Origin of the sequence: Streptomyces sp. ActVer, from assembly GCF_027270795.1 — a bacterium.
In the GTDB taxonomy this organism is placed as follows: Bacteria; Actinomycetota; Actinomycetes; order Streptomycetales; family Streptomycetaceae; genus Streptomyces; species Streptomyces umbrinus_A.
Genome location: NZ_JAPWHT010000298.1, coordinates 1 through 13,029 on the forward strand (window position 1 = coordinate 1; position 13,029 = coordinate 13,029).

General features: G+C 68.4%; 12 protein-coding genes, 1 tRNA gene and 1 pseudogene. 6 read left to right on the forward strand and 8 right to left on the reverse strand.

Annotation, left to right across the window (positions count from 1 at the left end):
* The first annotated feature begins 196 nt into the window (after positions 1 to 196).
* Positions 197 to 529, forward strand: a complete 333-nt coding sequence (locus tag O3Q52_RS35795) for a hypothetical protein (protein ID WP_269652787.1) — start codon at positions 197 to 199, stop codon at positions 527 to 529.
* 8 nt (positions 530 to 537) lie between these two features.
* On the opposite strand, the gene O3Q52_RS35800 is transcribed toward O3Q52_RS35795, so the two are convergent.
* A complete protein-coding gene (locus O3Q52_RS35800) occupies positions 538 to 1,290 on the reverse strand; it encodes a cytochrome c biogenesis CcdA family protein (RefSeq protein ID WP_269652788.1) in 753 nt (250 codons plus the stop codon).
* Between the two features lie 777 nt (positions 1,291 to 2,067).
* Here O3Q52_RS35800 and O3Q52_RS35805 point away from each other — a divergent pair.
* The 3 genes and pseudogenes from O3Q52_RS35805 to O3Q52_RS35815 all read left to right on the forward strand — a co-directional run.
* A complete protein-coding gene (locus O3Q52_RS35805) occupies positions 2,068 to 2,733 on the forward strand; it encodes a DUF3105 domain-containing protein (RefSeq protein WP_269652789.1) in 666 nt (221 codons plus the stop codon).
* Positions 2,734 to 2,789: 56 nt separating this feature from the next.
* Positions 2,790 to 3,431 (forward strand): DUF305 domain-containing protein, encoded by a 642-nt coding sequence (locus O3Q52_RS35810; RefSeq protein ID WP_269652796.1) that lies wholly within the window; start codon positions 2,790 to 2,792, stop codon positions 3,429 to 3,431.
* Between the two features lie 119 nt (positions 3,432 to 3,550).
* Positions 3,551 to 3,664 (forward strand): annotated as a pseudogene (locus O3Q52_RS35815) (transcriptional regulator); the annotation flags it as partial.
* A 245-nt stretch (positions 3,665 to 3,909) separates the two neighbouring features.
* On the opposite strand, the gene O3Q52_RS35820 reads toward O3Q52_RS35815, so the two are convergent.
* Positions 3,910 to 4,746, reverse strand: coding sequence for an alpha/beta fold hydrolase (locus O3Q52_RS35820; protein ID WP_269652790.1), 837 nt, complete (start codon positions 4,744 to 4,746; stop codon positions 3,910 to 3,912).
* A 303-nt stretch (positions 4,747 to 5,049) separates the two neighbouring features.
* Positions 5,050 to 6,462 (reverse strand): phosphoesterase, encoded by a 1,413-nt coding sequence (locus O3Q52_RS35825; protein WP_269652791.1) that lies wholly within the window; start codon positions 6,460 to 6,462, stop codon positions 5,050 to 5,052.
* Between the two features lie 246 nt (positions 6,463 to 6,708).
* Here O3Q52_RS35825 and O3Q52_RS35830 point away from each other — a divergent pair, with 246 nt between their 5' ends.
* Positions 6,709 to 6,891 carry a hypothetical protein gene (locus O3Q52_RS35830; RefSeq protein ID WP_269652792.1) on the forward strand — a complete coding sequence of 61 codons (183 nt, stop codon included), beginning with the start codon at positions 6,709 to 6,711 and terminating at the stop codon, positions 6,889 to 6,891.
* Positions 6,892 to 8,496: 1,605 nt separating this feature from the next.
* Positions 8,497 to 9,255 carry a site-specific integrase gene (locus O3Q52_RS35835; RefSeq protein ID WP_269652793.1) on the forward strand — a complete coding sequence of 253 codons (759 nt, stop codon included), beginning with the start codon at positions 8,497 to 8,499 and terminating at the stop codon, positions 9,253 to 9,255.
* Positions 9,256 to 9,355: 100 nt separating this feature from the next.
* On the opposite strand, the gene O3Q52_RS35840 is transcribed toward O3Q52_RS35835, so the two are convergent.
* From O3Q52_RS35840 to O3Q52_RS35860, 5 genes are all read right to left on the reverse strand, one after another.
* A tRNA-Pro gene (locus tag O3Q52_RS35840) sits at positions 9,356 to 9,429 on the reverse strand.
* Positions 9,430 to 9,519: 90 nt separating this feature from the next.
* Positions 9,520 to 10,398, reverse strand: a complete 879-nt coding sequence (locus O3Q52_RS35845; protein WP_269652794.1) for a MurR/RpiR family transcriptional regulator — start codon at positions 10,396 to 10,398, stop codon at positions 9,520 to 9,522.
* A 116-nt stretch (positions 10,399 to 10,514) separates the two neighbouring features.
* Positions 10,515 to 11,456 (reverse strand): ABC transporter substrate-binding protein, encoded by a 942-nt coding sequence (locus O3Q52_RS35850; protein ID WP_269652795.1) that lies wholly within the window; start codon positions 11,454 to 11,456, stop codon positions 10,515 to 10,517.
* Positions 11,457 to 11,539: 83 nt separating this feature from the next.
* Positions 11,540 to 12,229: an ABC transporter permease gene (locus O3Q52_RS35855; protein WP_189839393.1), complete on the reverse strand. Its 690-nt coding sequence runs from the start codon at positions 12,227 to 12,229 to the stop codon at positions 11,540 to 11,542.
* Positions 12,226 to 12,891, reverse strand: a complete 666-nt coding sequence (locus O3Q52_RS35860) for an ABC transporter permease (protein WP_055612587.1) — start codon at positions 12,889 to 12,891, stop codon at positions 12,226 to 12,228. The genes O3Q52_RS35855 and O3Q52_RS35860 overlap by 4 nt, the downstream gene beginning before the upstream one ends.
* Positions 12,892 to 13,029: the final 138 nt, after the last annotated feature.

Here is a 13,029-nt window from a genome sequence, read left to right on the forward strand (position 1 = left end):
GGGCTGCGGGCGCGCCGGCTCGCGGTGCGGTGACGGCCGCAATGGCCGGGCCGGGGGCGCGCTGACGCGCCGCCGGTTGACGGATACTCAACTGCTCGGTGTACCGCGGCGGTGCGGTTGGCCTGTCACGCTGCCTGTTCGCCCTCACCCGGGCCCCGGAGATGTTCTGGCTCGGCACCACCGCTGCCACGGAGGTATGGCCGAAGCTCAAGAGTCGAAGATGAAGCTCATGGCCGACATGCTCAGGGCGCGCGTGAACGCCCCGCGCACGTCGAGCCCGTGGCGCGCTCTTCCCGAGCCGGTGGCCGACACTGCCCGCGACAGCGTCGCCGGTGCCCACGCCGCCGCCCAACGCCTCGACCCTTCGCTCGGCACGGACCTGGCCAACCACGCCGCCGGGGCCTTCACCGACGCCCTGTCCCACGTCTTCCTCACCAGCGCGGCGGTCTGCCTCGCCGTCGCGACCCTCATCGCCCTACGGCTTCCCGCCCAACCCCGTCAACAGCCAGCGGCCGAGGACGCTCGCTAGCCCCCGCCTCAGATGCCCACCGTGAACCCGGCCGACCAGGACTGCATCTGACTGATGAGATAGCTCCACACGCCGGTCACCATCAGCAGCCCCATCGCGATCATCATGCCGCCGCCGATACGCATCACCCACTGGTAGTGAGCCTTGACCCAGGAGAACACCCCGAGCGTCTTACGAAAGGCCAACCCGGCAGCTAGGAACGGCAGTCCCAGCCCGGCGCAATAGGCGACAGTCAGCACGGCCCCGCGGCCGGCACTCGCCTCGCTGAACGCCAGCGCCTGCACGGCGGCAAGGGTGGGGCCTATGCACGGGGTCCAGCCCAGGCCGAACAACACCCCCAGCATCGGGGCACCGGCCAGGCCGACCGCCGGGCGCCGGTGCAGTCGCCACTCTCGACGGATGCCCGGCAGTACGCCCATGAACGACAAGCCCATCACGATGGTCAGCACGCCGAGGATCCGGATGAGTGGTTCCTGGTACTCCAGCAGCGTGTTGCCGGCGTAGCCGAACGCGGCGCCGAAGGACACGAACACCGCCGTGAACCCCGCCAGGAACAGCAGCGTGCCCGCCAGAATGCGCCCGCGCCGGGCCTCGGCCAGATCCGCGCCGCTGACCCCCGTGACGTACGACAGGTAACCGGGCACGAGGGGCAGTACGCACGGGGAGAAGAAGGAGACAGCGCCGGCGAGCGCAGCGATCGGCAGCGCCAGCAGCAGGGAGCCGCTCACGACGGTGGCGTCGAGTCCGGCGGCCAGAAGCATCACTCAGTCTCCTTGCGTCCGCGTAGGTTGGCAGGGCAGTCACCGAGGCAGGAACACGCCCGGGTCCGGCTGGAAGGCCGTCACCGAGCCGTCGTTCACCTCGTCGAACCAGGCGTGCACCGTCAGCATGCCGTCCTCCCGGCGCGGCGCGATGTGTCTGCCTGACAGCCTTGCATGGCCGTTTCGCGGCTGGGCGGCCGGGTCGAGCTCCCGGACCGAACCCGCATCCCCGGTGGCCACGCAGCCGTTACTATCAGCGGCGATGAAGCGAGTGGGACGCAGCGGAAACAGGGGGCGAAGGTCCATGGGACCGGCCGCCCTCGCATGCTGGCTGGCCGCGGCACTGACCGCTCTGTTCGTGTGCATGAGTTCGATTGAGCACCACGACACAACGCAGGGGCCCATGACGCAGGTCGCCGCTGTTGCCCCGACCGAGGCGAGCGCATCGTCGCACGGTTATGTGGCCGCGTTGCCGGACGACTGTCCGGCGGGCGAGACCTGCTGTGCCTCGGCGACACACCATGTCGCGGCTGTCGTATCCACACCGCCCCAGCCCGACCCGGTGGTCCTTCCAGAGTTGCCCCGCACTCCGAGGCCGACCGGCCCCCTCGTCGCGGCGACGCCGCACACGAGCCACGCAGCTCCGAGCCTGCATGTCCTGCAGGTGTCGCGGACGTAGCGGGATGTCCAGGCGGCGCTTCGTGCCGCCCTCCCCGACGCCGACATCCACCTTCGTAGTGCCGCCGTGCCTTCGCGCGGCGGGGACAAGGAACACCCATGGGTGCCCCCAAGACAGGCAAGACCGCCCGTAGTTCTGCTGAACGCAAGGCCCACGTGCAGGAAATGCGCCGCGCCGAGAAGGCCCGCGAGCGCCGCAATCGCATCCTCACCGTCACGACCAGCACGCTCGTCGTCGTGGCGCTGGTTGGCTGGGGCGCGTACGCCCTCAACAGCGCCAACGAAAAGGAGGAGCAGACAACCGCCGAAGCCAAGAAGCCCGTCAAGGGCGCGAAGACATGGGACGCGAAGAAGCTCGGCCGCAACCACGTCGAGCAGGACGTCGACTACCCGATGACCCCCGCGGTCGGCGGTGACCACAAGAACGCCTGGATGAACTGCCAGGGCGACGTCTACGAGAAGCCCGTCGCCGCCGGAAACGCGGTCCACTCCCTGGAGCACGGAGCGGTCTGGATCACGTACAACGACAAGGCGTCCAGCTCCGACACGGAGGGACTGGGCAAGAAGGTCGCCAAGACCCCGTACACCCTGATGAGCCCGGTCAAGGAACAGACCGGCGCCATCATGCTCTCCGCATGGGGGACACAGCTCAGCGTCGACAAGGCTTCAGATCCCCGGGTCGAGAAGTTCCTCACCAAGTACGTCCAGGGCTCGCAGACCCCCGAGCCGGGCGCCGCCTGCACGAACGGACTGAGTGCGGCATGAGCGACACCGAAACACTTACCGACGAGACAGACACGGACACGGCGGACGCGGGCGCCATGCCGGCACGGCCCAAATCGCGGCCGTTCGTCCTCACCGCGGCGGTCGTCGTGGTGCTGGCGCTGGCCGCCTGGGCGCTGGCCACATCCCTGTCCGACGACACTCCCGCCAGCCAGGTACCGGCCGCCGACTCCGCCGATGCGGGCTTCGCCCGTGACATGGCCGTCCACCACCAGCAGGCCGTGGAGATGTCCTACATCGTCCGCGACCAGACAGACGACGAGGACGTCCGGCGCCTGGCGTACGACATCGCCCAGACCCAGGCCAACCAGCGCGGCATGCTGTTCGGTTGGCTTGACCTGTGGGAGCTGCCGAAAATCTCCGCCGACGGCTACATGGCCTGGATGAAAGACCAGGGGCATGGCGAGCACCAGGCCAAGGGCGGGTCCCTGATGCCCGGGATGGCGACCGCCGACGAGCTGGAGCAGCTGGGCAAGCTCAAGGGGCAGCAGGCCGAGGTCCTCTACCTGCAGCTGATGATCGACCACCACATGGGCGGCGTGACCATGGCCCGCGCGTGCACCCAGCAGTGCGAGGTCAAGGCCGAGAAGAGGCTCGCCCAGGGCATGGTCGAAGCCCAGCAGTCGGAGATGAAGCTGATGACCGACATGCTCAGGGAGCGTGGCTCCGCGCCGCGGTAGCGGGGTGGCCTATGGCGGTCTGCGGCGCCCCAGGGCCGTGGACCGCCATAGGCACCTGTCGGTGAATTCATCCCACGCTGCACCATCAAAAAGCGCTCGTAGCCGCCACCCCGGCCGAAGCGCTCTTGGCGTTCCAGCTGGGCATCAGCCGCACCCGGCTCTACAACCGCCTCGCCTGCCTGTGCGACGGCCGCCTCATCGTCGCCGCCCCGGAGGGCCGCGGTGCGCGGTACTGCTCGGCCATCCGGGACTCGCCCACATGCTGAGCGATCCGCTCAGCACGGTGCTCGCCGAGACCGCATGTCTTGATGCCGAAGAACAAGAGCTGCTACTGACCTGACAGCCCAGGCGACTGCACAGAGTCGTCCACGGAAGCGACGCCGTCGGATGCGCGGGGGACGAGTGCCGCAGGCTTCCACACACGCACGGCACGCACTGGCAGTGGCCCCGCTTCAAACTATGGGGCCACCGCCGTCGTTCACCGCTCCTTGAGGAACTCCCGCACCGCCTCGATCACGGGCTGCGGATGGGTCAGCAGCCCGCCATGGGCTGCACCGCGGACGCGTGCGAACCGGGCGTTCGGAAGCAACTCCGCGGCAACATGGCCGCCGCGCGGCGCGAAGTACGTGTCGTGCTCGAAGGACACGACGAGGGTTGGTGCCGTGATGGCACGGAGCCTGTCCATGCGCGTCCCGTCACGCGCCCAGTCGGCAGCCGCCGCCGACTGGCCCCGCTCGCCCTCGGCTGATGTCCATACCTGCTCCTGCACGGTCAGCAGATCCAGCCAGCCGCGTACCTGCTCCTCGTCCTCGCACAACACCGACGGCGGCAGCGTGGAGAGCAGCGTCTGGAGCCGAACGAAGGCGGGCGGCAGCGCCCCGGTGGCGTCGATGAGCTCGGCTTCGGCCCGTAGGACCGCGTCCAGTACGGCGGTGAGCGGCCCGGCGCCGGCCATGAGCACGAGCGAGCTCACCAGGTCGGGGCGTGAGCGGGCGAGTAGCTCGGCGGTGAAGCTGCCCAGGGAGTAGCCGACGACCGCGGCTTCATCGATGGCCAGGGCAGTCAGGAATCCTTCGAGTTCCGCTGCCAGTTGGGCCATCGTGTAAGGCGCGGGGGGCGCGTCGGACGGGGTCACGCCGCGTGCCGCATAGGTGACCACCTCGTGCCCGGCTTCCACCAGCGCGTCGCGCAGGCCGCTGAACTCCCAGGCGACGGGTGGCATTCCGGTCCCGCCCACCAGGACCACGGGCCGTCCGGTGCCGACTCTCTCGTACGCGAGCCGCACCCCGTTCACGGCGACCGAGTCCATCGTCATCTTCCTCTCCACGCCTACTTCTGTAGGACGCAGACCACCCGCCGGACGTTGCCCGGGCAGCGTCCGGCGGGTTGCCATCGCGGAGGGAGCGGCTGATCAGCGGGCAACATCCGCCCCGGCGGGCGTCGTTGTCACCGCGCCCGCCGCCTGCCAGCGGGAGGTGGCTCACTGCGGGAGGAACCGCAGCGGGACCGCGGACTCGATGCAAGATTCCGGTTGCCTATCGAGCAGCCCTCTCAGCATTCACTGATCTCCCCCGTCCACGTGCTCACTGACGGTGAGTTCACCTTGCGGGACAGCGGGCTAGCGGACCTGGATGAACACCGGATTCGAGTAGAACCACAGGTCGTCCCAGGGACTCTCCAGCCCGTCGGCGAGCGGCTCGGCCTCATCGGTGCTCGTGCCACGCACGCGCGCGTAGAGGTCGGTCTCGACATTGCGCAGGGTGTGCTTGATGACGTACTCGCGCCCCTGTTTCCGCCAGTCTCGAGGGCCGAACCGCGCCACGACCTTCGTGGTGGGATTGGTGTCCGAGTCGAGGTTGGAGCTCGGGCCCGTGACCTGCCCGACGATCAAGTCCACGCGCTGGACCTCCGGGCGGTCACCGTTCGCGTTCTTGCGCTCCAGCGGCCGGAACCGGATCTCGATCTCGGCGTCGGTGCGCTTGCGGTGGCTCACTGTGAGGGTCTCACCGACAGCTGCGCTGCGGCCCTGGCCCTCAGCCGTGACGTCGAGGCTGGTGATCAGGTCGCCGGTCCCGACCCAGATCCGGCCGTTGCGGAGCCCGTCCATGATGTCGGCGTAGTCCTGCCTGGCATGCACGTAGGTCTTGCTGTACTCGCCGGGCCAGAAGTCGGAGCCGCCGCGCGTCCAGTGGACGTGCGAGTCCGAGGTCGCAGTGATCCACCAACGCCGGCCCTCACCCAGCAGCGAATCCCACAACCCGCCAACCCGGGCCGTCATCTGATCGAAGCCACCATAGGTCGGGTGACTGCCGTAGCCACCGCGCGCGCCGCCGTTGAGCGGGCCGGCCTGGTGGCCTGGAGCCCCTTCAAAGCCGACGTAGATCTCCGGTGCGGCGTTGTTGCCGTTGCGGAACTCGCGCGGGGTGTCCTGCCCATAGACGCCGAGGCCAGTGGCCGACCGTCCCGCGTGATGGGCGATCACCAGCGGCTTCTGCCGCATGTCCTTCGCCGCTTTCAAGAACTCGATCATCTTGGCCTCGGTGTTCCGGCCGGGATCGGAGGGGAAGGCATCGCGTGCGGCGAAGCGGCTCTCCAGCTCGAACAACTGCTGTGCCTCATCCGCGTGGTGAGGGATCATCAGTGTGTGATGGTCCAGGGCCGGGGCGTCGAACTCCATTCCCCAGAACTGGAGGACCTCGGGTACGAGCACGCGTGAGCGCAGCAGGTCCGGATATGCCTGCTCGAGGTTCACCTTCGAGTGGGTCGGGCCGCCGTGGTCGGTGCACATGGCCCAGGTGAGGCCGAAGTGCTTCGCCATGATCGCATTGGTGACGATCGGGTAGACGGCGTCGCCACCCTTCTGGAACTTGGGCGGGTTCGTCGACGTGTCGAACGAACCGCTGTACTCCGAGTGCACATGGTGATCACCGGCACGCCACACTCTTCTGCGCGAGCCGCCGCCCTGCTTGAGGTCGTCACCGGCGTCCGCCGCGGCGGGAGTGGCCCCCGCCAGCGGACTCGCCGCGACCAAAGTCGCTCCAACACCAGCGTACTTGACCAATTGACGCCTGGAGACTGCCGAAGGCGCGGGACCGTTGACGTTCTTGTCCTTCACCGAAAACCCTTCGTTCGATGCCGTAAGCATGCTGATCGGCAAGTCTCGAAGCACGCACTGAACGCAGCATGAACATGGGTCGGCAACACCGGGAACGAGAACGTCATCTGCCCCCTACTTGACGCGTCTACGCCCCGTGTTGCCACTACGGGCTTGGATGGCATGAGCGTGTACGCCGTCGTCTTCCCCATCTCGGTCGGCGCGTGGTACCTGGCGCGCCGGTTCTTCGCCACCCCGCCGGTCGTCACCGAGGCCCTCAGGCGGCGGCGCCACGTCCTGCTCGCGCCGGCCCGCACGGCGATCGGCCTGCTCATCGTCATCGACGGCGGCTCCTTCCGGCTCTGAGCCGGCCGCCTGCCGGCCGTTCAAGACCCGCAGTCGCGGAAGATCCGCGTCCGGTACCCAGGTACAGGTCTACCGTCGGAGTGTGGCCGCCTCATCGGACGGGGCGGCGAGCACCGGAAGGGGTGCCGTGGTGACGTCATGGGTGCCACAGGCGTGCACGTTGCCGACCCAGGAGCAGCCGCTGCGGGTAGCGGAGTTCAACGCGCGGTTCGCCGACGCGCTGGTGCGCGTAGAACGGGCGGGCGCCGCCCGGTTGCGCCTGATCCTGGACGCGGCCGTCGAGGAGCGCGCACGAGAACTGGCGCAGCGGGAGGCGCCTGGCACCCCATCAGAACCAGCGTCACGAGCGTCATTTCAGCGTCAACATATCGCCCGTAACGCCCACACTGCATATAATGCACACACACAACCGCAGGTCAGGACTCCTTGACGATCGGTCCAAGGATCGCGACACACTCCACCTCCACATGGTGCGTCATCGGGAAGGCATGAATCGGCACGGCATGTGATGCGCCAGCATGTACGCGATCGTCGACGCATCCCATCAATCGCGTCGCCTCGAGGGAGTCGCGTTCCGGCAGTCTCGTCGTGAGCGAGGGGAACATAGCCGCCCATCGCCGGTTAGCCAAACCGGCGTTTCTGCAGACGATTGTTGTCCAACGTTTGCCCCGAGCACCACGGCGGATCGATCCATCGGCGAGAACTCACCGCAGCTGCGGAGGTGGAACCCCGCTGGTCTCCGTTTGCGAGCCATGCCGTCCGTCGCCGGAGGTTCTTCTCCAGTACCCGTTTGGTGCTCCATATCCCCGGAGATTCACCGCACTTGCCCCCCCGAACCGATAACAGATTCCACAAACCGTCAGCCGCGCAAACAACAGGAGGGCGCGGCGCACTCCGTAGCCAGCCAGACTGTCTCCGTACAAAATCGCGGCCGTTCGTCCCTCCTGGCCAACGCCTGGTATTCGACGAGTGACCTCGCCGCCTGTCTGCACGTGGACGCCTCGACTCTGCGTCGGTGGCGCACCGCTCGGCCACCGCAGGGCCCACCGTTCGTCTCCGTTTCCGAACGCGTCGTCATGTACAGCGCGCTCGACGTTGAGGAATGGCTGCGCAGCCGCCGGACCGTCCCGGGCAGGGAAGCCTGATGGCCGAGAAGGCCATTGTTCCGGTCGGTGTCCGGCTCTCCACCGACATCGAATACCGGCCCGATCGCCCAAATCCCTATCGAGCGCGTGTCCGCTGGGTCGATCGGGCTACGAAGCGGCGCCTGTCCCTGTCGGAGGGAAAGGCGGACGAGGACGAGGCGCAGGAGTGGCTCCAGGACATCATCGAGGCCGCGCAGGCCGGGCTCTCCTCGTCGCTCGCCACCATGAAGCTCGCCGAATACGGCGACGCGAACATGTATCTCGCCCTGCGCGGGCTGGAGCTGAAGACCCTCGACCCATATCTCGCGGGATGGCGGATGCGCGTGGCCCCCGCCCTGGGCCACCTCGCCGTACGGATGATCACCAACGGCGTCGTCGACCGAACCGTGCAGAACTGGATCGTCGACGAGCACACAGCCGCTCAACGGTCAAGAACACCATCGCCGTTCTCGTTCGCGTCATGGAACAGGCGGTCCGCGACGGCATCATCAAAGTCAACCCAGCCCGGGTCAGCGGCTGGCAGAAGCTCTACAAGCAGGCCGAGGACGAACTCCGCGACCCACGGGCCCTCGCCCTGCCCGACTGGGACACACTCGTCCAGCTGGCCGAGGCACTCGTGGCCGCCTCCTCCAACCAGTACCGCGGCTGGGGCGACGTCGTTCTCTTCGCCGCGAGCACCGCCGCCCGGATCGGAGAAGTCTCCGGGTGCCGCATCGGAGACATCGACACCAGCCTGTGGATCTGGACGGTACAGCGCCAGACCACGCCCGCGCCCGGCGGACTGACCGACAAGGGCACCAAGGGCAAGCGCGCCCGCAAGGTTCCCATCATCGAGGAGATCCGACCGCTCGTGGCCCAGCGCATCCTCTCCGCCGGCCCCAACCCTGACGCGCGACTGTTCACCGGCCCACGCGGAGGACGCATCTCCACCGCGGTCCTACGCGACGCAACCCACTGGGACGAAGTAGTCACCCGGCTCGGCTACGAGCACCTACGCCGCCACGACCTCCGCCACACCGGACTGACCTGGCTAGCGGACGCCGGAGTCCCCATCCACGTGCTGCGCAGGATCGCCGGCCACGGATCGCTGACGACCACTCAGCGCTACCTGCACCCGGACGTCCACAAGATCACAGCCGCCGGTGCGGCACTCTCCACGCACCTCAGCGTGCTGCGCGCCCCGCGATCCCTTCCCGCAACGACTGTCCTCACCCGCTGACACCGGTCAAGGAACACTGGTCCCCAACTGGTCCCCAGAAATGATCAAGGGGCGGTTTCGGATTGCTCCGAAACCGCCCCTCACCAGCGACTCGTACGAGTCGGGACGACAGGATTTGAACCTGCGACCCCTTGACCCCCAGTCAAGTGCGCTACCAAGCTGCGCCACGTCCCGATGCGCTTCGTCGCGGAGTTCCGCGTGAACACGCAGGTGAACCTTACCGTACGCGCCTGGTGACCGACGCCGGTCCGGCGCCCGAGCCGGTCAGTCGACGAACAGGCCCCGTGCGGCCGCCCGTGCGTCGAACTCCTCCAGGCGCGCCTGGGCATCGGGAAGGGCGTCGCACATCGCCTCCAGGAGGACCTGGCCGAGGAGCATGGGGGCGCTCACCGTGTCGAAGACCAGGTCGGTGCCGACGGCGGCCGGCAGGAGCAGGTCGCTGTGGGCGGCGACCGGGGCGAAGGTGCCGTCGGCGATCGTCACCACGGTCAGTCCCGTCGCGCGGGCGTGGTCGAGTGCGTCGAGGAGTTCGGCCGGGTGGCGCGGAAGGGCGAAGCACATGAGGGCGCTCGCACCGGCGTTCTCGGCCATGTCGATGCGGTCGGCGAGCCGTGAGCCTCCCTCGTCGAGGAGACGCACGTCCGGGTGGACCTTCGCCGCGAAGTAGGCGAAGCCGCGGGCCTGAGCCGCGGAGGCGCGCAGTCCGAGCACCGGCAGGGGCCGCGAGGCGGCGAGCAGCCGTCCCGCGCGTTCCACGGGCCCGGAATCGGCGAGCAGGGAGGCGAGTTGGAGCAGGTGGTGGATCTCGGCCCGTACCGCCTGCTGGTACGGGTTGGCCGGCCGCGCGTCCACAGACGGTCCGGCCGGTGCCACGTCCCGCAGGTGTCTGCGCAGGGCCGGGTATCCGTCGAAGCCGAGAGCGACGGCGAAGCGGGTCACCGACGGCTGGCTCACCCCGGCCAGTTGGGCCAGCTCCACGCTCGACAGGAAGGGTGCGGCCGCGGTCTGCCGGACCAGACAGTGGGCGATACGGCGCTGCGTGGGCGTCAGCCGGCGCCCCTCGAACAGCTGGTGCAGCCGTGCGGGTTCGACGGCCCCCTGGGGTGCGTCGACACCGACGCCGGCCCCTTCCGTGTCGGTCACCCTGGTCCGCCTCCCTGCCGCGCGCGTACCGGACTCGTTGCCGGTCCTGTCTGACTCCCTGCCGGGCGAACCGGACCGTCCACACGGACTGCGGACGGTCCGGGCGACCGTCGGCGTCAGCCGGCGAGACCGGCGTTGGTCAGCCACTCCTTGGCGACGTCGGAGGCGTCCTCCTTGTCGTTGACGAGCTTCTTCATCATCTCCAGCAGGTCCTCGGTGGTGAGCTTGGCCGAGAGGGCGTTGAGGGCCGCCTTGGCCTTGTCGTTGACCGCCGACTTGTAGACGAGGGGTGTGACGTTCTGCGAGGAGAAGAGGTTCTTCGGGTCCTCCAGGACGACCAGCTTGTCCTCGACGATGGCGGGGTCGGTCGTGTACAGGTTGGCGGCCTGCACCTTGTTGTCCTTCAGCAGCTTCAGCAGGGTGCTCTGGGCGCCCGCGTCCAGCGGCTGGAACTTCCCGAACTCGACGCCGTAGACCGTCTTCAGACCGACACCGCCCTGCGTGCGGGTCTTGAACTCCGAGCCGGCGCCGATGGTCATGTCCTTCGCGACCGGCTTCAGGTCGGCGAGGGTCTTGAGCTTGTACTTGGCGGCGGTCTCGGAGGTGACCGTGACCGAGTCCTTGTCCTCGGCCGCGGCGGAGTCGAGTATCTCCACGGACTTCGGGAGCTTCACCTTCAGCTCCGCGTTGATCTCCTCCGTGCTGGTGGCGGTGCTCTTCTTGTCGACCGCGACGGACAGCAGCGCGCCGTTGTACTCGGGGAAGACACCGATGCCGCCCTTGACCACCTGGTCGTAGTACACCTCGCGGGCACCGATGTCGAACTTGCGGGTCACTTTCAGGCCCTTGTCCTCCAGGGCCTGGGCGTAGATCTCGGCGAGGAGCTGGTTCTCGGGGAAGTTGGCCGAGCCGACGACGATGGATTTGCCGCCTCCGCTGTCCCCGCTGCTGCCCGTCAGCGGGTTGTCGTCGCTGTCGTCGCCTCCTCCGCAGGCGGTCAGGGCGAACGCGGTGACGAGGCCGAACGCGGTGGCGCGGACGATGGCTTTGGTTTTCATGGGTGTTTCCTTTCTTGGGAGCCCTCAGGAGCTCTCGGGGCCTTCAGGAGCGCGGGAGCTCGGGAAATCAGGAACTCGGGAAATCAGGACTTGGTCGCCGAAGGCTGCAGCCCCGGCGAGACGACGAGGCGCCGCAGCGCGGTGAAGACGGCCTGGACGACGAGCGCCAGCATGACGACGACGGCGGAGCCGCCGATGACCAGTTCGTAGTTGTTGCGGGCGAGTCCGTCGACGATGAAACGTCCAAGACCGCCGAGACCGGGGTACGCGGCGACGGTCGCCGTGGCCACGACCTGGATCGCGGCGACCCGCAGCCCTAGCAGGATCAGCGGCAGCGCCATCGGCACCTCGACCTTCAGCAGGACCTCCCAGCCGGTCATGCCCATCCCACGCGCCGCGTCTCTGGTGTCGGGATCTACGCCTCGTACGCCCTCGAAGGTGTTGATGAGGATCGGCGGGACCGCCAGCGCGACCAGGGCGACCAGCACCGGCGTGGTGCTCAGTCCGGCGACCGTGACGACGAGGACGACGAGGCCGAAGGTGGGGATGGCCCGCGCGAGGTTCGCCACGCTGGCGACGGCGAACGCGCCCCGGCCCGTGTGCCCGACCAGCAGTCCGAAGGTCAGCCCGATCAGGGTGGCGAACACCAGCGATATGCCGCTGTAGGTCAGATGCTCCGCGAGCCGGTGGGGGATGCCGTCGTCACCGCTCCACTGCTGGGACGACGTCAGCCAGTCGCCCACGAGCTCGATCTGGTTCAGGAAGTCGTTCACGCCGTCGCCCCCTTGCCGCGCGCCCATGGTGTGAGCAGCCGCTGTGCCAGCACGAGCAGCGCGTCGGTGACGAGGGCCAGCAGCATGATCAGTACGGTCGCGGTGATGATCGGGGTCGGGAAGTCGAGCTGGAGTCCGCGGGTGATGTAGTAGCCGAGGCCACCCTGTCCGATCAGCTGCCCCACGGCGACGAGGCTGATGGACGAGACGGCGGCGACCCGGACGCCGGCCACGACTACGGGCACGGCGATCGGCAGCTCGACCTGGACGACACGACGGACCGTGCTGAATCCCATGGCGGTGGCCGCCTGCCGTACCGGTTCGGGGACCGAGGCCAGTCCGTCCACGACGTTGGGTATGAGCACCGACAGCGTGTAGAGCGTCAGCGGGATCATGACCGTGCGTTCGGTCAGGCCCGTGTAGCGCACGAAGATCATGAACAGGGCCAGCGACGGGATCGAGTACAGCACGTTGGCCGCGGTCAGGGTCGGCGGATAGATCCACCGCCAGCGGTGGCAGAGGATGCCGAGCGGCACGGAGATGATCAGTCCGAACAGCACCGGCAGGAGTCCGAGCCGCAGATGGACACCGGTGTAGTCGGCCAGCTCGCCGATGTGATCGCCGATCCAGTCCCAGCGTATGAGGGGTTCGCCGTCTCTCATCGCCCGTCACCGCCCGCGCCCGAGCCCGCTCCGTCGGCGTCGCCGCCGCCGTCCGTTTCGTCCTTGGTGACCGGCACCTTGGACACCGAGCCCTCAGCCGCCGCGGCGTCGGCCGTCCCCGCGCCGGTCGCCGCCGCC

Excerpts from the sequence above, each read along its gene's own strand:
- O3Q52_RS35860 (WP_055612587.1), bottom strand. The coding sequence starts at position 12,891 with ATGAGAGACGGCGAACCCCTCATACGCTGGGACTGGATCGGCGATCAC.
- O3Q52_RS35820 (WP_269652790.1), bottom strand. The coding sequence starts at position 4,746 with ATGACGATGGACTCGGTCGCCGTGAACGGGGTGCGGCTCGCGTACGAG.
- O3Q52_RS35835 (WP_269652793.1), top strand. The coding sequence starts at position 8,497 with ATGGAACAGGCGGTCCGCGACGGCATCATCAAAGTCAACCCAGCCCGG.
- O3Q52_RS35800 (WP_269652788.1), bottom strand. The coding sequence starts at position 1,290 with ATGCTTCTGGCCGCCGGACTCGACGCCACCGTCGTGAGCGGCTCCCTG.
- O3Q52_RS35810 (WP_269652796.1), top strand. The coding sequence starts at position 2,790 with ATGCCGGCACGGCCCAAATCGCGGCCGTTCGTCCTCACCGCGGCGGTC.
- O3Q52_RS35830 (WP_269652792.1), top strand. The coding sequence starts at position 6,709 with ATGAGCGTGTACGCCGTCGTCTTCCCCATCTCGGTCGGCGCGTGGTAC.
- O3Q52_RS35850 (WP_269652795.1), bottom strand. The coding sequence starts at position 11,456 with ATGAAAACCAAAGCCATCGTCCGCGCCACCGCGTTCGGCCTCGTCACC.
- O3Q52_RS35805 (WP_269652789.1), top strand. The coding sequence starts at position 2,068 with ATGGGTGCCCCCAAGACAGGCAAGACCGCCCGTAGTTCTGCTGAACGC.
- O3Q52_RS35795 (WP_269652787.1), top strand. The coding sequence starts at position 197 with ATGGCCGAAGCTCAAGAGTCGAAGATGAAGCTCATGGCCGACATGCTC.